A 19,208-nucleotide genomic window follows, 5' to 3' on the forward strand; every position below is an offset into this window, starting at 1 on the left:
AATAACGTAATGCCGATCGGTTAAGCGCGTTGTTTATCGCGCATCGCACCCTCTATTGCGCCGGATTCCCACGGTGAGGTCACAGTTTCCGGCTCTGCGATCTGACAGGCTGGCATTGATCGCTCAATGTTAATAACAAGTTTCACAGTTGTTAATAGCCACTCAGTCCCGCAAGGAGGAATACCATGCGTTACGCTGCTCCAGGAGAACAAGGTTCTCTCATTACTTTGCAATCGCGTTATGGCAACTTTATCAACGGCGAATTTGTTGCGCCGGTGAACGGTAATTACTTCGTCAACACCTCACCGATTAATGCTTCAACCATTGGCGAGTTTCCACGTTCGGATCGTGCGGATATCGATAACGCCGTAGCAGCGGCGCAGGCGGCGGCCGATGCATGGGGCAAAACCGCACCGCAGGCACGTTCACTGGTGCTGCTCAAAATTGCCGATCGCCTTGAAGAGAATCTGGAATACATCGCGGTCAATGAAACCTGGGATAACGGTAAACCAGTGCGCGAAACGCTGGCGGCCGACCTTCCGCTGGCGGTCGATCACTTCCGCTATTTCGCCGGTTGCGTGCGGGCACAGGAAGGCACCGCCGCAGAGATTGATGAATTCACCGCCGCCTATCACTTTCACGAACCGCTCGGCGTGGTGGGCCAAATTATCCCGTGGAACTTCCCGCTGCTGATGGCCGCGTGGAAACTGGCTCCGGCGCTCGGCGCAGGCAACTGTGTGGTGCTAAAACCCGCCGAACAAACGCCACTGTCGATTACGCTGTTTATGGAGGTGATCAAGGATTTGGTGCCGCCAGGCGTGATTAACGTGGTCCACGGCTACGGCAAAGAGGCCGGCGAAGCGCTGGCGTCGCATCCGGGGATCGCCAAAATCGCCTTTACCGGTTCCACCGCAACCGGTGGTCATATTCTCGAGCTGGCCGCGAAAAGTTTGATTCCGTCAACCGTCGAGCTGGGTGGTAAATCGCCAAACATTTTCTTCGAAGACATCATGGATGCCGAAGAGAGCTTTATCGAGAAGGCGGCAGAAGGCGTGGTACTCGGCTTTCTCAATCAGGGCGAAGTGTGTACTTGCCCATCACGCGCGCTGGTGCAGGAGTCGATCTTCGAGCCGTTTATGGCGGCGGTAATGAAACGCATCAAAACCATCAAACGTGGCGATCCGCTGGATACCGAAACCATGATTGGGGCGCAAGCGTCGCAGCAGCAGTTCGACAAGATCCTCTCCTATCTGGAAATTGCGCAGCAAGAGGGCGCGCAAGTGCTGCACGGTGGCGGGGTGGAGAAAATCGGCGAGGAGTTTGCCAGCGGCTACTACATCCAACCGACCTTGCTGAAAGGCGATAACAGCATGCGCGTGTTCCAGGAAGAGATCTTTGGGCCGGTGGTTGGCGTGCTCACCTTCAAAGATGAAGCGGAAGCGCTCGCCATCGCCAACGACTCGATTTACGGCCTGGGTGCAGGCGTGTGGACGCGGGATATTAATCGCGCCTATCGTATGGGACGCGCGATTAAAGCTGGACGTGTGTGGACCAACTGTTATCACCTCTATCCAGCGCACGCGGCGTTTGGTGGCTATAAGAAATCGGGAATTGGCCGTGAAACCCACAAAATGATGCTCGATCATTATCAGCAGACCAAAAATCTGCTGGTGAGTTACAGCACCCAACCGCTGGGCTTCTTCTAATCGACGGCGGCAGCGGGGCGAACCGCTGCCGCCGTCATCACAGCGTCATTTAGGCGTGTCACAGTGCCTGAATCACGAATACAGATTTTTCCTCATGAAATTAAGCCAGGTCTTGCCGATAGTAATGACTCAGAACGAGTAAAGTGATGCACTGCTTTTAAGGAGAAAAGATGAATACGCTGTATGACTTTGCGGAACTGCACGATGAAGTGCTGGATGCCGAGGAACAAAACATCATTACCGTGAATTTGCCAGGGCGTCAGGCAATTTACGTGATTGGTCAGAATGACGACGATGTGGATATGCTGTTAGACGTGCAAATTTGTGGTGTGTAGACCCACGTAGATGATGAGAAACGAAAAAATCCGCAGCCATTGAGCCGCGGATTTTAGTTTGAGGCAGGTAAAGGGTTACTTCACGCAGGCCGCGCAGTTATTGTGAATCTGCTGGAAGAAGTCGTTACCTTTGTCATCCACCAGAATGAACGCCGGGAAGTTTTCCACTTCAATCTTCCAGATCGCTTCCATGCCCAGTTCGGCATACTCCACGCATTCCAGACTCTTAATACTCTGCTGCGCCAGCACGGCTGCCGGGCCACCGATGCTGCCAAGGTAGAAACCGCCGTGTTTGTGACACGCATCGGTAACCTGTTTGCTGCGGTTGCCTTTGGCCAGCATCACCATGCTGCCGCCGTTGGCCTGCAGCAAATCAACGTAGGAATCCATACGACCCGCAGTCGTTGGGCCGAGTGAACCGGAAGCATAGCCTTCTGGCGTCTTAGCCGGACCCGCGTAGTAAACCGGATGATCCTTGATGTACTGCGGCAAACCTTCGCCGTTATCAATACGCTCCTTCAGCTTGGCGTGCGCGATATCGCGCGCCACGATGATGGTACCATTCAGTGACAGACGGGTTGAGACAGGATAGGCCGACAGTAGCTTCAGGATCTCGCTCATTGGCTGGTTCAGGTCAACATGAACCACTTCACCTTCGCCCTGCTGGCGCAGTTCTTCCGGGATGTAGCGGCCAGGATTGTCTTCCATCTTCTCAATCCAGATACCTTCGCGGTTGATTTTGGCTTTGATATTACGGTCTGCGGAGCAGGAGACGCCCATGCCAACCGGGCAGGAGGCGCCGTGACGCGGCAGACGTACCACGCGGATATCGTGCGCGAAGTATTTACCACCAAACTGCGCGCCCAGGCCAAGTTCCTGCGATGCTTTCAGCAGCTCTTCTTCCAGCTGTACGTCGCGGAAAGCCTGACCATGCTCATTACCTTCGGTCGGCAGTGAATCGTAGTAGTGCGTTGATGCCAGCTTAACGGTTTTCAGCGTGCTTTCCGCTGAGGTACCGCCAATAACGAAGGCAATGTGGTATGGCGGACAGGCTGCAGTACCCAGCGACATCATTTTATCGACCAGGTAGTTCTTCAGCTTCGCAGGGGTAATCAACGCTTTAGTTTCCTGATACAGATAGGTTTTGTTAGCGGAACCGCCACCCTTAGCGATGCACAGGAATTTGTATTCGTCGCCGTCGACGCTGTAGAGGTCGATCTGTGCCGGCAGGTTGGTGCCGGTATTCACCTCTTTATACATATCCAGCGCGGCGTTCTGGGAATAGCGCAGGTTATCTTCGATAAAGGTGTTGTAGACGCCTTGCGACAGCGCGGCTTCATCGCCACCGCCGGTCCAGACGCGCTGGCCTTTTTTACCCATGATGATCGCGGTGCCGGTATCCTGGCAGGTTGGCAGTACGCCTTTCGCGGCAATCTCAGAGTTGCGCAGGAACTGCAGGGCAACGTATTTATCGTTTTTGCTGGCTTCGTCATCGGCGAGGATCGATGCCACTTGTGCCTGATGCGAGGCGCGCAGCATGAAGGAAGCATCGTGAAATGCCTGCTTTGCCAGCAGCGTCAGCGCTTTGGGATCCACTTTCAGCACTTCTTCACCATCGAAGTTGGCCACGGAGACGTAATCGCGGCTCAGCAGATAGTATTCGGTATCATCTTTGGCGAGAGGAAAGGGATCTTGATAATAGAAGGGTTTGTTCGACATGTTGGCTCACTTAGCTTCGTGTTGCCCGCCAGCATGACGGGCGACAAATTAGGCGATCTGTTATTTGGTTTTCTCTCGCCAGCCCTCCGCAGGGGCTGACTGGCGAGTATCATAACATTTTCACGGTAATGCGCGGCTCCGTTTTAACACCGAAGCAACATCATCAGAACATCATCACCATCCATGGATAGGCGACAACCATCAGCAGAACCAGGAATAACGCACCGAAGATGGTACCAAGACGCCAGTAATCTTTAGTTGGCAGATAGCCGCTGCCGTAGTAAATCGGGCTTGGGCCGGTGCCGTATGGCGTAATAATGCCCATCACACCTAAAGAAACACACATCATCAGACAGAATACCGGCATGTTGATGCCTGGGATTGATGCTGCAATGGTCAGCATGGCAGGCAGCAGTGCGGTGGTGTGCGCCGTGGTGCTGGCAAACAGGTAGTGCAACAGGTAGAAGGCAACCAGCAGGACCACAGCAGAAACTTGTGGGTCATAGCCCTGCAGTAACATGGCACCCTCTTTACCCAGCCAGGCGATGAAGCCAACGCGGGCTAAACCATCAGCCAGCGCAACCAGCGTGGCGAACCAGGCGAAGGTGTTCCACGCCGCTTTATTGCTGGTGATGTCATTCCAGTTCAGAACACCAGTCCACAGCATCAGCACAATAACTAACAGCGCGGCCATGGCTGGCTCAATCCACGCGGTAGCGAAGATCCACATCATCAGTGCGGCAACAACAAAGCCCAGCAGCAGGATTTCATTGCGTTTCAGTTTGCCCAGTTTAGCCAGCTCAGCGGTGGCCCAGCGTGGCACTTCATCATTGACTTTCACTTCTGGCGGATAGAGCCAGTAAGCCAGCAGCGGCATGGTGAGAATCAGCAGCACGCCCAGCGGCAGGAAGGCGAGGAACCACATGCCCCAGGATATATCGAAACCGACCACGCTTTTCACCAGCGCCAGCGCCAGCAGGTTAGGAGCCAGTGCTGAGAGGAACATGGAACTGGTGATACAGGCGGCGGTGATCGCTACCCACATCAGATAAGAACCAATTTTACGCGCGCTCGGATCGTTCGGTTTTGAACCGTACAGCGGCGGCAGGTTAGCGATAATGGGGTAGATAGTACCGCCACTGCGCGCCGTGTTTGAAGGCGTAAACGGCGCCAGCAGCAGATCGGCGAAGGTAATGGCATAACCGAGCGTCAGGCTGCGACGGCCGAGATATTTCACCAGAATCAGCGCCAGACGGCGGCCGAACTGGGTCTTATCGTAGCCCGCGGCGAACATAAAGGCACCGAAGATCAGCCAGACCGTAGAGTTGCCGAAGCCACTTACTGCCCATTTGAACGACTGCGCCGCCGTTTTGAACTTGGGATCGGCCAGTTCCGCCGGGCTAAACAGCACCCATTGGCTGAACAGCGCAATCACCACCACGCCGGTTAAGCCGATAACGGCGCCCGGCAATGGCTCGAAGATCAGCCCGACAATCACGCCGACAAAAATAGCGAAGAAGTGCCACGCATAAGGTTCCAGTCCCGCAGGGGTGGGAACCAGCAGCAACAGCACGGCCACAATAATTGGCAGGCACAACATGATCAGGCGGTTCTTTTTCCCCGGCGCCGCAGGCGGCGCTTGTAGGGATTCACTCTGGGTTGTTTGTGTGTTCATAGTTTTGGTCTGCAAGTTATGGAGAATGCGTTTGTACGCCCCGAATCAATCCGATTTTTTTAGTTACAAAACTCTTTTAACAGATTAGCCGTGACATTTAAAACTGGCTTTTAAATAAATCGCTTTCAGGAAAATTTGATACGCGAATTATCAATTGAATGTGGCTATGATGCGATTAATTAAAATATCTATTTTGATCCAGATCAATAAAATTTATTAGTGGGTTTTTTGCTTTAAGCATGCGTGCATTAATAAACGAACCATTAGGTGAAAAATAACCGTGCGGTGTTAACGAAACGCCAAAAATCAAGCAAAAAAGAGCGGGAGGAGGCATTTTATCTTTATGATAAGGCTGGATTTGTTTTAAATGTAAGGAAAAAGTTGATTTTTGTCAAGTATTGGTTAAAACTTAGCGAAGCGAAGCTTTGAGACATGAGCATCAAATATTATTTCCAAAGGTAAAACTTATATAACTAACGAATAAGGTTATGTAACTAAATAAAATGGTATATTTACACCATGAAATCGGACCACTTAAATAATTATAAAATCTCCGAACCGCCAAAGAATTGAATACAAAGTTTCTTAATTTTGGAGTTGCTCATCATGAATACGCTCACCCCGATTCTTAATCCGCTTACGTTACCGAAAGGTGCAGTGCTTAAAAACCGCCTGGTTATGGCACCGATGACCACCTGTACCGGTTACTTTGACGGCGGTGTTACCAGTGACCTTGTCGAATATTACCGCGTACGTGCCGGCAGCATCGGTACCGTCATTGTTGAATGCTGTTTTGTCGATAACCGTGGTCCGGCGTTCCCCGGCGCGCTCGGTATCGATAGCGATAACAAAATCCCCGGTCTGGCAAAAATTGCGCATGCCATCAAATCGCAGGGTTCAAAAGCGATTCTGCAGATTTATCATGGCGGCCGTATGGTGGAACCTGCGCTGATTGGCGGTAAAACGCCGGTTGCGCCAAGTGCCATTGCGGCGCCACGTGAGGGTGCAACCAAGCCGCAGGCATTGACCGCAGAAGAAGTCGACGTGATGATCACCAAGTTTGGTGATGCGGTGAACCGTGCCATTAAAGCCGGCTTCGACGGTGTCGAAATCCATGGTGCCAACACCTATTTGATTCAGCAGTTCTATTCGCCTAATTCCAACCAGCGCGACGACAAATGGGGCGGCAGCCGCGATAACCGCGCCCGCTTCCCAATGGAAGTGCTAGAGATTACCCACAAAATGGCTGACCGCTTCGCCGCGGCGGATTTCATTATTGGTTATCGCTTCTCACCGGAAGAGCTGGAAGTCCCTGGCATCCGCTGGGATGACACGCTTTATCTGCTGGAGAAACTGGCGGAACGTGGTCTGGACTATGTGCACTTCTCTGTCGGCCAGCTGCTGCGTCCGTCTATTGTCGACACGCAAGATCCGACCCCGTTAATCACCAAATATCTGGCACAGCGCTCACCTAACCTGGCAAAAGTGCCGGTGATTGGCGTTGGCGGCGTGGTGAATAAAGAAGACGCGGAGAATGCGCTGGAGCATGGCTTTGATCTGGTCGCGGTAGGTAAAGCCTGCATTGCCTATCCAGACTGGACCGACCGCGTCATGAAGAATGAGCACATGGAGCTGTACATCGACAGCACCAAGCGCGAAGCGCTCACCATCCCAGAACCGCTGTGGCGCTTCTCGCTGGTGGATGCCATGATCCGCGACGTCAGCGATACCGGTCGTAAATACAAAGCCGGCGTTTATCAGGCGAAAGTTGAAGCCGAAGCGCTGAAGCTGAAAATCAACGTCACGCTCGACACCGACCGTATCACCGATATCTCGCTGGTGCCGGACCCGAGCCTCGACGTCGATTTCACCAGCACCTTTGAAAGCCTGCGTGAACGCATTCTGGTGGCGAACAGTCCACACGTTGATGCCATTACCGGCGCCACCACGCAGAGTGAAGCGCTGAAGAAAGCGGTATCCCGCGCCATGACCACCTCGAGCAAAGAGTATGTGATTGAAGAGGGTGGCAACCCGAACGCGCCGGTCAATTACGATGTGGTGGTAGTCGGAACCGGTGGTGCCGGTTTGGCGGCGGCGATTCAGGCGCATGACGATGGCGCACGCGTCGTGATCATCGAGAAGATGCCCACCATCGGCGGTAACACCATCAAAGCGTCGGTCGGCATGAACGCGGCAGAAACCCGTTATCAGAAGCTGAAAGGCATTGAAGACAGCAAAGAGTTGTTCTACGAAGAGACGCTGAAAGGCGGCAAATTCAAAAACAATCCGGTGCTGCTGCGCGAGTTTGTTGAGCAAGCGCCCGAAGCGATTGAGTGGCTGGCGGCGAAACAGATTGAACTGTGCGACATCACCATCACCGGCGGTATGAGCATCGATCGTACGCACCGTCCGGAAGATCGCTCAGCGGTGGGTGGTTTCCTGATCAGCGGCCTGGTGAAGAACGTTAATCAGCGCAATATCGAAGTGCTGTTGGAAACATCGGTCGCCGAAATTTTGATGGAAAACGGTGCGGTCACCGGCGTGAAAGTAGTGGATGAGTATAACGATAGCCGCATCATCAACGCGAAAAGCGTGATTGTGGCGACCGGCGGCTTCAGTGCTAACCGCGAAATGGTGGTGAAATATCGCCCTGAGCTGGATGGTTTCGTCACCACGAACCATAAAGGCGCAACCGGTAGTGGCATCGCCATGCTGCAGCACATTGGTGCGGATACCGTCGATATGGGCGAAATCCAGATTCACCCAACGGTTGAGCAAACCACCTCGTACCTGATTTCCGAAGCGATGCGCGGCGGCGGGGCGATTCTGGTGAGTCAGGCGGGCAAGCGTTTCTATAACGAAATGGAAACCCGTGACAAAGTCTCTGCTGAGATCATTGCGCTGCCAGAGAAGAGCGCATGGATCGTGTTTGATGAGCAGGTACGCGCCAATAACAAAGCGGCGGATGAATATATCGCCAAAGGTTTCGTGATCAGCGCACCCACGCCGCACGAGCTGGCGGTGAAACTCAACATGGATCAGGAAGCGCTGCAAACTACGCTGGGTCGTTACAATGAGTTCGTGGCGAAGCAGGATGACGAAGACTTTGGCCGTAAAACGGCGCTGCGTCATCCGCTGAATAAAGGTCCGTACTTTGCGATTCGTATCGCACCGGGCGTGCACCACACCATGGGCGGCGTCACCATCAACACCGATACTGCGGTGCTGGATGCACAGAAAGCGGTGATTCCAGGTGCGTGGGCGGCAGGTGAAGTGGTCGGCGGCATCCACGGTGCAAACCGCATCGGCGGTAACGCGGTGGCAGATATCATCATCTTTGGTATCAAAGCTGGTCACAATGCCGCTAAACTGGCGCTAGGACACTAAGCTGTAAAGATGCCCGCCTCGTGCGGGCATCATTTTCTTTAGAGGCATGCAATGACCGCTGGCGTCTTTTCTTACTCTGCCGTGCTCATGGGTTCGCCCATTCTGCTTAAACTCTTCGATGACAATCCCACGTTAGCCCGCCAGGTTTTTCAACTCATTAAACAGCAAGAAAATCTCTTCACCGTTAATCGCGCTGAATCTGAAGTGATGTCGATCAATCAGGCGGCTGGTCATCATCCGGTGGTGGTGAGCGAGCCGGTATTTGCCTTAATCAGCGTGGCACACGCCGTGAGTTTGCTGCCGGAAAGCGCGTTTAATTTCACTATCGGGCCGGTGGTGAAGCGCTGGAAAATTGGATTTCAGGGGCGCGCGGTGCCGCCGGCAAACGAGATTGCTGCTCTATTGAAACTGACCGATCCGCATCAGGTGGTGCTTAATTCCGCCGATTGCTCGGTATTTCTGCAGCAGCCGGGCATGGAGATCGATCTGGGTGCCATCGCCAAAGGCTATATCGCCGATCGCGTGCAGGCATTTCTGCGCCAACAGGGCGTGCAGCAGGCGCTAATCAATCTGGGCGGCAACGTACAAACGCTGGGCTCGCCGCCGCATGAGCCGCAAGGTTGGGGCATCGGCCTGAAAAAACCGTTTGGCCGCGACGATGAACTGTTAGGCGTGCTGCAGGTGCAGGGAAAATCGGTGGTGACGTCGGGGATTTATGAGCGCTATTTTGAGTTGGATGGGCGCTGCTGGCACCATATTTTTGACCCGCAAACCGGTTATCCGCTCGATAACGAATTGCTGAGCGTGACGGTGATTTCCGATCGCTCAATTGATGGTGATATCTACACCACGCTGTTGTACGGCATGGGCGTAGAGCAAGGGCTGGCGTATCTCGCTGACCAGCCCGACATCGATGCGGTATTTGTCACGCGCGATCGGCAGATTATCTGCTCCTCGCCGCGCCACTTCCAGTTCCAGCAGCGCGATTTCGCCTGGCAGCTGCGTTACTGACAATATTGCTGCAGCAGCGAATGGTACTCCGGCTGCAGGCGATAGCGATATACCGGTCGACCGGTCGCGCCATAGTGAATGCTGGTAAACAGAATATTAATCTGCGCCAGCCAAATCAGATATTTACGACAGGACACGCGCGAAATATTCACTTCCGCCGCCAGCTCATCGGTTGAGAATTCGTGACCTGGATGGGCATCAATCCACTGACACAGCGTGCGCAGCGTCTGCGGCGTTAAGCCTTTTGGCAGGCGCTTATTGTCGTGCTGCGTTGCCGGGCTGCCGTGAATCAGCAAATCAACATCGGACTGCTGATAGTAATGCTGATTGTCCATCAGCGATTTCTTCTGTCGCCAACCGGTCAGTGCCTCTTCAAAGCGCGGGAACTGGAATGGTTTGATCAGATAATCCACCACGCCGTAATGCAGCGAAGTTTTGATATTCTCCGCATCCGCGGCGGACGAAATGATGATCACTTCGACTGCGCTCTGCGCCGTGCGCAATTCCGGCAACAGATCGAGACCATTTTCCTGCTGCATATAGATATCCAGCAGCACCAGATCGACCTCGGTATCACTGTTAAACAGGATCTCTTTGGCCTGCTTCAGCGTTGAGGCGGTGCCGCAGCAGTTAAAGCCCTGTATTTGGCCGATATAAGCGCGATTCAGCTCGGCGACCATGGCGTCATCGTCGACCACTAGCACATTGATCATGCGGATTGGTTTCCTCCATCCCAGGGAAGTTGGACTAAAAATTGGGTAAAGACCCCGGCTTCTGACTCTACGCTCACGCTGCCGCCGAGGTTTTCCGTTTGCTGCTTCAGCAAAAACAGCCCGACGCCGCGATTTTCACCTTTGGTAGAGAAGCCTTTTTCAAAAATGGTATTCAGGCGTTCAGCTTCAATACCGGGACCGTCGTCACTCACTTCACACGTCAGCCAGCCATTCTGATAATGCAGCATGACGTGGATCTCACCCTCAACCTGCTCGCTGAGCGCATCAAGGGCGTTCTCAATCAGATTGCCGATCACGGTGATCAGGGCCGCCATTTGTTGCTCATTGCCGCTGTCAGGCAAGAAACTGGCATCGCTAATCGTGAGGCGATGGCCACAATCTGACGCGCGATTAATTTTACTCAACAGAAAACCCGCAATCACCGGCGACTTAATTTTATCGAGCAGGAAGCCAATTTCGGTCTGATAATTGTTGGCGGTCTTGAGAATATAGGTTTCTACCTGCGCGTAATTTTTCATGTGCAGCAGGCCTAAAATCACATGCAGCTTATTCATAAACTCGTGCGAACGTTCACGCAACGCGTCAACGTAGTTTACCATGCCCGTCAGGCGCTGCATTAGCTGACTGATTTCTGTTTTATCCCTGAAGGTACACACGGCGCCGATAATCCGCCCCTGATTTCGCACCGGTACGGTATTGCTCAGTAATACGCGCCCATTCACATTAAGCTCTTCATCACGGCGCGCTCTCCCGTTGTGCAACACATGCTGCAGATGATCGTTGATCACCGAAGCATCATAAATACGGTCGCCGCTCATCATGCCGCTGGCCATCGGATCGTTAAGCAGTGAACGTGCCGCCTGATTCACCAGCGTCACCTGCGCCTGGTCGTCCATTGCCACCACGCCTTCTTTCAGCGAGTTGAGAATCGCCTGGCGCTGTTCGAACAGCGTCGAAATTTCGTAGGGTTCAAGACCAAACAGAATGCGTTTCAGCACGCGTACTAAGACAAAGGTACCGATAGCGCCCGCCAGCGTACCAATAAAAATGGTCCACAGGATACTCCAGCGGCTCTGGTTGATCTGCACGGTGACGGCATCCAGCGAGATGCCAATCGCCACCACGCCAATCTGCTGATGCTGCGCATTGAAAACCGGGGTGAAGACGCGTAGCGCTTTCGCCAGTGAACCTTGATTCACCGAGACGTTCTCATGGCCGTGCAGTGCCGGCTCAATATCTTCACCGATGAAGTGTTTACCAATCAGTTCAGGGTTGCGATGCGAATAGCGGATGCCGTCCATATTGGTCACCGTGATGAACAACAGGTTATTGCTCTCCTCAACGGCTTTGGCAATCGGTTGGATGCGCGTACCATTGGGCGGATAGGCTAAAGCGCGCTGTATTTCGGGCGAATCCGCCAGGGTGCGCGCCACCGCCATGGCTTTATCTTCCAGCTGCGCGCGGGTTGAGGCGCCAATCTGGAAAAAATAAAACATGTGCACGCTGAGCAGCACCAGCACAATGACCGCGCTGAGCATCAGGGTAACCAGCGTATTAAGCTTCATCGGCTGCTTACGCGCCGCGATTCCTTGCTGTGAAGAAGACATGATCGCTCTCGGTAGAGAAGAGGGCGCTTAGTATGACGGATAATAGAGGGGAGGTCGCGTACTCTCATCCATGGGATCGTGCCGGGTTTGATTGTGTAGGGTGCGCATATACGCGCACCTGGGGTTCGGAATTAACTCGATTTAACGCGATTAGCAAAGCTCTTACGCAGCTTCTGCAATTTCGGTGGGATCACCGCCATGCAGTAACCGTTGCGCTGCCCGGCGCCTTCCCAATAATCCTGATGATATCCTTCCGCCGCATACCACTCTTTCAGCGGCTCGATGGTGGTCACCACCGGATCGCTCAGGCCTTCCTGCGCGCGCGCAATGGCGGCAATCGCTTCGGCTTCCTGCTCGGGGTTGGCGGGGAAAATCGCCGAACGGTATTGCGTGCCAATATCGTTACCCTGGCGGTTCAGCTGGGTTGGATCGTGGGTAGCAAAGCTGATATCCAGCAGATCGCCATAGCTCACCTGCGCCGGATCGAAACCAATGCGAATCGCCTCCGCGTGGCCCGTAGCGCCGCTGCACACTTGCTCATAAGTCGGATTCGGACGTGCGCCGCCGGTATAACCGCTCTCGACTGACTCCACGCCAATCACATCTTTAAAAACTGCTTCGGTACACCAGAAACAGCCACCGGCGATCACCGCATATTCGGTTGCCATTGTTTTTTACTCCTGTCAGGGCGAAAGCATCAAAGTGGGGTCAAGCCTATAGCAATTCAAGCAGTTAAATTAACATTTCTGGCTTAAAGTCATCGCGCTTATCGAGCAGTAATTTGCTCATCACGCTAAAGCGGCCTTCGCCCGTGTAGTGCAACGTGGGCGGAAACTCTGGCGTGTCGGTGACATGCGCTTTAACGATCTCGAAAATGAAGAAGTTGTAATTATTCACCATCGAATCGTCATACAGCTGACACTCAAAGCTGGCAAAACACTCATTAATTAACGGGACATTGACCACGCTTGCCGGTTCAGGCGTCAGTTTAAAGGCATCAAACTTATCAAGGCGATCGCCGTGGCTATTACCAATCGCCACCACGTTGTCGACCAGATCCGCCGATGGGACGTTGATCACGCACTGGCCGCTCTGGCGGATCAGGTCATGGCTGTGGTTGCCGCCAGCGATCATGCAGCCAACCAGCGACGGCGAAAATTCCAGAATGGTGTGCCAGCCGAGCGTCATGATGTCGCGTCGATCCTCATACTGAGAACTCACTAACACCACCGGACCCGGCTCCAGATATTTACGCGCTTTGCTGACCGGAAAGTCGATTTTATGCATCGGGCTTCTCCTGTTGTAGGTAGCGATGTTCTAAGTGTAGCTGCCAGCCTTTACTGGGCGGCAATTTCGCGGCATGTTAATGCGTCATCTTATCTGGAGCTGTTTTATGGAATCTGTGTGCGCATCGACATCCCGCCCGACCTTACATCTGCTCTGTGGCAAAATTGCTGCCGGGAAATCAACGTTGGCCCATCAGCTGGCGCAGCACACGGGTGCGGTGATCGTCAGCGAGGATGCGTGGTTGGCCCATCTGTTTGCCGAAGAGATGCATGATGTGGCTGATTATTTGCGTTGTGCGGGTAAGTTGCGTAACGCGATGACGCCGCACCTGATCGCCTTGTTGCAGCGTGGCGTTTCGGTCGTGCTGGATTTTCCAGCCAATACTGTCAATCAACGGCAGTGGATGAAGGCGGTGATCCACAGCGCCGGGGCAGAGCATCAGCTCCATTATCTTGATGTGCCCGATGATGTGTGTAAAACACGCCTGCATGCGCGCAACGCCAGCGGGCAGCATGACTTCGCCGCAACCGATGCGCAGTTTGCGCTGATCAGCAGCTACTTCGTTGCGCCCCAGAGTGAAGAGGGCTTTAACGTGGTAACGCATAGCGAATTAAGCAGGTAAATGATGAACCCTTCTTTATGTCAGACGCTCAATCTCACCTATCCGATTATCCAGGCGCCGATGGCGGGCGTCTCCACGCCGGAAATGGCGGCGGCGGTCAGTAACAGCGGCGCGCTGGGATCGATCAGCGTAGGTGCTTCAACGCCGCAGCAGGCGGATATCATGATCCGTAAAACACGTTCTCTGACCTCCGCGCCCATTAACGTCAACGTCTTTTGTCACGCGCCGGTACAGCGCAATGCGCAGTTAGAACAGGCGTGGATTACACGCTTCCAGCCCGTATTTGAGCATTATGATGCGGCGCTGCCCGCGTCGCTGTCGGAGATTTATCAAACTTTCCTCGATAACGACGCGATGCTGGAGGTGCTGCTGGCTAACGCACCTGCCGCAGTGAGTTTCCATTTCGGGTTACCTTCCGCCGCATTTGTGCAGCGATTAAAAAGCCGCGGCATTATTACGCTGGCGAGCGCAACCAGCCTTGCGGAAGCACAGGCTATCGAAGCCGCCGACATCGATTTTATTGTCGCGCAGGGCATTGAGGCCGGGGGACATCGCGGGATGTTTAATCCTGCAGATGAAGATCAGCAGCTCAGCACCTTTACGCTGGTACAAACGCTTCGCAAGGTTTCGCGCCTGCCATTAATTGCCGCGGGTGGGGTGATGGATGGTGCGGGAATTGCTGCCATGCTCAAGCTGGGCGTGGCGGGCGTACAGTTAGGTACCGCGTTTATCTTGTGCCCGGAATCAGCCGCCAATGCGGCTTATCGTCAGGCGTTAAACAGCGAGCAGGCCAATAGCACCGAGATTATTGCGGCCATCTCTGGCCGTTCGGCCAGATGTATCACTAACGATTTTTGCCACCTGGCGCGTGGATTTGCGCAGGATTCCATTCCGCCTTATCCGCTGGCCTACGCGCTAGGCAAAGCGCTGGCTGCCGCTGCAGCGGCCAAAGGTGATCATGGATTTGGTGCTCAGTGGGCCGGTCAGGGCGCTGCACTGGCGCGAGAGATGCCTGCGGCAGAGCTAGTGAAAACGCTCGTTGCGGAGTGGCAGGCGGCGTAAGGCGGCAAAAGCGCGTTCATTGACGCTCAGCGTTCAGTAGCGGGATAACAAAGTCGATGAAGGCACGCACTTTGGCAGGGGGAAGGTGCCGCGAAGGATACAAGGCGTAAAGCGGAAAACGCTCGCCTTGCCATTCGGTGAGTAATTCTACTAAGCGGCCTTCAGCAAGCAGCGTTTCAATACCGCTGGCTTTGATGCGCGCAATACCGGCACCCGCCAGACAGGCCGCGAGCAGCGTGCCGGATTCATTGACCATCAGGCGGCTGGAAATTTTGGCCGCAACCACGTCGCCATTTAAACGGTACTCCCACTCGAGCGGCAACCCGGTCATGGTGCTTTTCATCTGGATACAGGCGTGATGAGCCAGATCGTCAGGTGTGGCAGGTTGGCCATGCTGACGCACATAGTCTGGCGATGCGACCGTCACCGTGCGCGTCTCCAGTAGCTTGCGTGCAACCAGCGAAGACGTGGGTGGATGCCCAAAGCGCACGGCAATATCAAAACCTTCAGCCACCATATCGCCAAGCCGATCGCGCACCACCAGCTCCAGAGCAATCTCCGGATAGCGCTGCATAAACCTATCAATATGCGGCGCCAGAATGTGGCGTGAGAAAAAGGGATCAACATTAATGCGCAGCCGCCCATGTATCGCGGTGGAAGCGCCGGAGGCCAGACTCACCGCATCGCCAATGCCCGCCAGCAATGGGCTTATCTCTTCATACAGTGTCCGCCCCTCATCTGTCAGGGTGACGGCGCGGGTGGTTCTGTCAAACAGTCGTACGCCGATGCTGGTTTCCAGACGTGTCACCGCACGACTTACGCCAGAGGGCGACAAATTGAGCGCGTCAGCCGCGCGAGCAAAACTGCCGCTGTGTACGATAGCGGCTAACACGCTGATATTTGACAACAAACGGCCATCAATGCTCATCAAAATTTCTCACATACGCAGGGTGATTCTATGTCATCAAAGTAATGAGTCGATGTGCATTCTGTCAATTAACCGGGTTTCCTATACTGCCGTCCGTACCGTTTCTTTAAGCAAACAGGAAATTAACCCATGTATGTGATCACTGGTATTACCGGAAAGGTTGGCGGCGCAGTTGCGCGCGCCTTACTCAGCAACAATCTTCCCGTGCGCGGCGTAATGCGAGATGTCAGTAAGGCTGCCCAGTGGCAGGACCTGGGCTGTGAGGTTGCCTTTGCCGAAATGAAGGATGCCAGCGCATTGGCCGATGCGTTTAACGGTGCGACTGGCGTGTTCATTCTTCCCCCGTCGGATTTTGATCCCGCGCCGGGATTTCCCGCCGCCCGCCTCATCATTGATGCAGTGGTCCAGGCTATTCGTTGCGCATCGCCTGAGAAAGTGGTTTGCCTCTCGACCATTGGTGCTCAGGGCGAGAAAACGAACCTGTTAACCCAGCGTACCCTGCTGGAGCAGGCGCTCAATGCACTGGATCTGCCGGTTACTTTCCTGCGTCCGGGCTGGTTTATGGAGAACTGCGCATTAGATGTCGTCTCTGCGCGTGATAATGGTGTGATTCACAGCTATTTGCATCCGCTGGATAAAGCGGTACCGATGATCGCCACCGCTGATGTCGGCACCCTGGCCGCAATGTTGCTGCAGCAAGAGTGGCAGGGGAAACGCATTGTTGAGTTAGAAGGCCCGCAGCGCGTGACACCCAACGACATTGCTAACACGTTTGCCTCCATTCTAGGGCGCCCGGTGGCTGCGGAAGCCGTCGAGCGTGATGCGTGGGAAGCGATTTTTCGTTCGCAGGGGCATCAGCATCCTTTACCGCGCATGCGGATGATCGATGGCTTCAATGAGGAGTGGATCTGCTTTGAAAAGCCGCAGGCAGAACGGGTAATGGGTGAGACGGAACTTGAAGTGGTGTTGCGCGCTTTGCTCAAAACCGCAGGCTAATGAAATCGGCGCCAAAGAAAATCTGCACCGCTAAGCCCTTCGGTGCAGATTTTTCATCCTTTCACTCTCGGTTTTCAGGGCTCATCAATACGCGCGACTTTTAATGTGGTTTGTTCCCCGTGACCATACACTTTTCCGCTGACGCGGACTTTGTCATCTGCCGAATAGGTTTTTCCCTTAAAGGCGTTTGCGTCTGCGATAATCGTTACGTTTCCGGTGTTATCGCGAAATTTGTAACTGTCACCTTTTAATTTTTCGACGATATATCCCTCCAGCGTAACGTATCCTCCCTGACGGAAATCCCGTATTTGGGATATTGCGGTCTGTCCGGTATCTTCAGAACCTTTGTAACCCGCATCCTGTTTATTCTGCGGCGGCGGGGTTTCCCCGGCTTTGAATCCACCTTCAGCGGCACTCACACCTAAACTAAACATCATTATTACCGAAGCCAAAATAATAGGTTTCATCGTCTCTCCATGGATTTATTCGTTCATGCTGGATTAAGTCTGGCACAAATATTCACGATTGCACTGCAAGCGCACCGGTAATAACAAACGCCACTTCTGAGTATTTATGCCAGGGTATAAAGGTGACTTTTTTATCAATCGGGATAAGCGAGCCATTTCATTCGCGGTGCGCTTATTAGCACACCTAAAATTAAATCCCATTAATTAGGACAATAACGCATGAAAGCTATCGTCTATAACGGACCTTTTGATGTATCGGTAAAAAATGTACCGGATGCCAAAATTGTCCGCCCAACAGATGCGCTGATTCGTATTACGACCACGAATATCTGCGGCTCAGATTTACATATGTATGAAGGGCGTACCAGCTTCGAAGAGGGGCGTATTTTTGGTCATGAAAATCTTGGAGAGGTGATTGAAGTTGGCAGCGGAATAGAACGTATCAAGGTCGGAGACTACGTTTGCATGCCTTTTAATGTCGGATGTGGTTTCTGTGAAAACTGTGAAAAAGGCTTAACCGGCTTCTGCCTGACAGCCAATCCGGGCACAGCGGGGGCTGCCTATGGATTTGCCGAGATGGGCGCCTGGGAAGGGGGCCAGGCCGAGCTGCTGCGGGTGCCTTTTGCCGATTTCAATTGCCTTGTGCTTCCTCCGGATGCGCAAGAGAAGGAGGAGGATTATGTCATGTTGTCAGATATCTTCCCCACCGGCTGGCATGCGACCGAACTCGCAGGTATGCGGCCCGGCGATAGTGTAGCCATTTATGGGGCCGGGCCAGTAGGCTTGATGGCGGCCCATTCCGCCGTGATCAAAGGGGCGTCACAGGTCTTCGTGGTGGATACGCATGCCGACCGTCTTGCGCTGGCAGAGAAAATGGGCGCTACGGCAATCAATGCCGTGGGGGAAGATGCCGTTGAGAAAATTCTTGCGCTGACCGATGGCCGTGGTACGGATTGCGGCTGCGAATGTGTGGGCTACCAATGCTGTAATCGGCATGGGCATGAAGACAATAGCGCGACGATGAATAGCCTGGTCGCCTCGACCAAAGCAACCGGCGGTATTGGCGTGGTGGGGGTATTTATTCCGCAGGATCCAAACGCAGCCAGTGAGCTGGCAAAGGTCGGTAAAATGCCGTTTGATTTTGGTAGCTTCTGGTTTAAAGGGCAGTCAATTCGTACTGGCCAAGCGAATGTAAAAGCGTATAACCGCCAGTTAGCCCGGCTAATTGCAACAGGTAAAGCTCAGCCGGGCAGTATTATCTCTCATCGCTTATCGTTGGAAGAGGGGCCCGACGGCTACCGTCATTTTGACGATCGCGACGATGGCTGGACCAAGGTTATCCTTAAACCCTAAATTGCCCGCTTGTGGCGCCACGGTCGCCATCCTTTACGCGATGTCGACCGTGACGATTAACCCGGCCTGCAACCAGAAAAGAGATGTCCCTGATTAATCCACTCTGACAAGCTATTATTTGCGTCAAGTCAACCTAAGCGAAACGGGTATTTAGTGACTGAACGAGTAAGTCTAAAAAAATAATTAAACGCTTCGTTTAAAATTACGCCTCTTTAAATCAATGTTATTGATTCATTCGCGCATCATTTATACATGAAGCGGCAATCTTTCTGATTTTATGCTCTACAGTTAATGGGGTCTTAACCTGAAGGAGCATGTG

The 19,208-nt window shown here is 53.5% G+C and carries 17 protein-coding genes; 9 read left to right on the plus strand and 8 right to left on the minus strand.

What is annotated here, in order from left to right; genetic code table 11:
• Positions 1–185: 185 nt before the first annotated feature.
• The gene (locus tag ACIP6T_RS03945; RefSeq protein WP_400455469.1) at positions 186–1,706 is read left to right on the plus strand and encodes an aldehyde dehydrogenase family protein; all 1,521 of its coding nucleotides are present in this window, start codon (positions 186–188) and stop codon (positions 1,704–1,706) included.
• Positions 1,707–1,876: 170 nt separating this feature from the next.
• The gene (locus ACIP6T_RS03950) at positions 1,877–2,041 is read left to right on the plus strand and encodes a hypothetical protein (RefSeq protein ID WP_400455472.1); all 165 of its coding nucleotides are present in this window, start codon (positions 1,877–1,879) and stop codon (positions 2,039–2,041) included.
• Between the two features lie 75 nt (positions 2,042–2,116).
• Here the strand turns inward: ACIP6T_RS03950 and fumA are convergent, their stop codons facing one another.
• Together fumA and ACIP6T_RS03960 are read right to left on the minus strand one after the other, a co-directional pair.
• Complete coding sequence (fumA, locus tag ACIP6T_RS03955) at positions 2,117–3,760, minus strand: class I fumarate hydratase FumA (protein WP_097094183.1); 1,644 nt, start codon at positions 3,758–3,760, stop codon at positions 2,117–2,119.
• A 163-nt stretch (positions 3,761–3,923) separates the two neighbouring features.
• Positions 3,924–5,435: an anion permease gene (locus tag ACIP6T_RS03960; protein WP_097094182.1), complete on the minus strand. Its 1,512-nt coding sequence runs from the start codon at positions 5,433–5,435 to the stop codon at positions 3,924–3,926.
• Between the two features lie 267 nt (positions 5,436–5,702).
• On the opposite strand from ACIP6T_RS03960, the gene ACIP6T_RS03965 reads away from it, so the two are divergent.
• The 3 genes from ACIP6T_RS03965 (at position 5,703) to ACIP6T_RS03975 (ending at position 9,833) form a co-directional block, all read left to right on the plus strand.
• Entirely contained in the window at positions 5,703–5,864 is a 162-nt protein-coding gene (locus ACIP6T_RS03965; RefSeq protein WP_400455474.1) for a hypothetical protein, read from the plus strand.
• A gap of 177 nt (positions 5,865–6,041) precedes the next feature.
• The gene (locus ACIP6T_RS03970) at positions 6,042–8,822 is read left to right on the plus strand and encodes a flavocytochrome c (protein ID WP_097094181.1); all 2,781 of its coding nucleotides are present in this window, start codon (positions 6,042–6,044) and stop codon (positions 8,820–8,822) included.
• 51 nt (positions 8,823–8,873) lie between these two features.
• Positions 8,874–9,833 carry an FAD:protein FMN transferase gene (locus tag ACIP6T_RS03975; protein WP_345826852.1) on the plus strand — a complete coding sequence of 320 codons (960 nt, stop codon included), beginning with the start codon at positions 8,874–8,876 and terminating at the stop codon, positions 9,831–9,833.
• Here the strand turns inward: ACIP6T_RS03975 and dcuR are convergent.
• The 4 genes from dcuR to ACIP6T_RS03995 form a co-directional block, all read right to left on the minus strand.
• Positions 9,827–10,546, minus strand: coding sequence for a two-component system response regulator DcuR (gene dcuR / locus ACIP6T_RS03980; RefSeq protein WP_097094179.1), 720 nt, complete (start codon positions 10,544–10,546; stop codon positions 9,827–9,829). The two genes, ACIP6T_RS03975 and dcuR, sit on opposite strands and share 7 nt — an antisense overlap.
• Positions 10,543–12,174, minus strand: a complete 1,632-nt coding sequence (locus tag ACIP6T_RS03985; protein ID WP_400455477.1) for a sensor histidine kinase — start codon at positions 12,172–12,174, stop codon at positions 10,543–10,545. Before ACIP6T_RS03985 ends, dcuR begins: the two co-directional genes overlap by 4 nt.
• Positions 12,175–12,305: 131 nt before the next feature.
• Positions 12,306–12,842 (minus strand): peptide-methionine (S)-S-oxide reductase MsrA, encoded by a 537-nt coding sequence (msrA, locus tag ACIP6T_RS03990; protein WP_097094177.1) that lies wholly within the window; start codon positions 12,840–12,842, stop codon positions 12,306–12,308.
• Positions 12,843–12,906: 64 nt separating this feature from the next.
• Entirely contained in the window at positions 12,907–13,461 is a 555-nt protein-coding gene (locus tag ACIP6T_RS03995; protein WP_400455479.1) for a flavin reductase family protein, read from the minus strand.
• Positions 13,462–13,567: 106 nt separating this feature from the next.
• Here ACIP6T_RS03995 and ACIP6T_RS04000 point away from each other — a divergent pair, with 106 nt between their 5' ends.
• Positions 13,568–14,083, plus strand: a complete 516-nt coding sequence (locus ACIP6T_RS04000) for an ATP-binding protein (RefSeq protein WP_097094175.1) — start codon at positions 13,568–13,570, stop codon at positions 14,081–14,083.
• Positions 14,084–14,086: 3 nt separating this feature from the next.
• A complete protein-coding gene (locus ACIP6T_RS04005; protein ID WP_400457012.1) occupies positions 14,087–15,145 on the plus strand; it encodes an NAD(P)H-dependent flavin oxidoreductase in 1,059 nt (352 codons plus the stop codon).
• Positions 15,146–15,161: 16 nt separating this feature from the next.
• Here the strand turns inward: ACIP6T_RS04005 and ACIP6T_RS04010 are convergent, their stop codons facing one another.
• Entirely contained in the window at positions 15,162–16,073 is a 912-nt protein-coding gene (locus ACIP6T_RS04010; RefSeq protein WP_097094174.1) for a LysR family transcriptional regulator, read from the minus strand.
• 129 nt (positions 16,074–16,202) lie between these two features.
• On the opposite strand from ACIP6T_RS04010, the gene ACIP6T_RS04015 reads away from it, so the two are divergent.
• On the plus strand, positions 16,203–17,069 hold the full coding sequence (locus tag ACIP6T_RS04015; protein ID WP_400455483.1) for an NmrA family NAD(P)-binding protein: 867 nt from the start codon (positions 16,203–16,205) through the stop codon (positions 17,067–17,069).
• Between the two features lie 74 nt (positions 17,070–17,143).
• On the opposite strand, the gene ACIP6T_RS04020 is transcribed toward ACIP6T_RS04015, so the two are convergent.
• On the minus strand, positions 17,144–17,536 hold the full coding sequence (locus tag ACIP6T_RS04020) for a YgiW/YdeI family stress tolerance OB fold protein (protein ID WP_400455486.1): 393 nt from the start codon (positions 17,534–17,536) through the stop codon (positions 17,144–17,146).
• Positions 17,537–17,755: 219 nt separating this feature from the next.
• On the opposite strand from ACIP6T_RS04020, the gene ACIP6T_RS04025 reads away from it, so the two are divergent.
• Complete coding sequence (locus tag ACIP6T_RS04025) at positions 17,756–18,889, plus strand: glutathione-independent formaldehyde dehydrogenase (protein WP_400455489.1); 1,134 nt, start codon at positions 17,756–17,758, stop codon at positions 18,887–18,889.
• The last annotated feature ends 319 nt before the right edge of the window (positions 18,890–19,208 follow it).

The sequence above is a fragment of the Pantoea sp. NPDC088449 genome, from assembly GCF_044753225.1.
Lineage (GTDB): Bacteria > Pseudomonadota > Gammaproteobacteria > Enterobacterales > Enterobacteriaceae > Pantoea > Pantoea floridensis.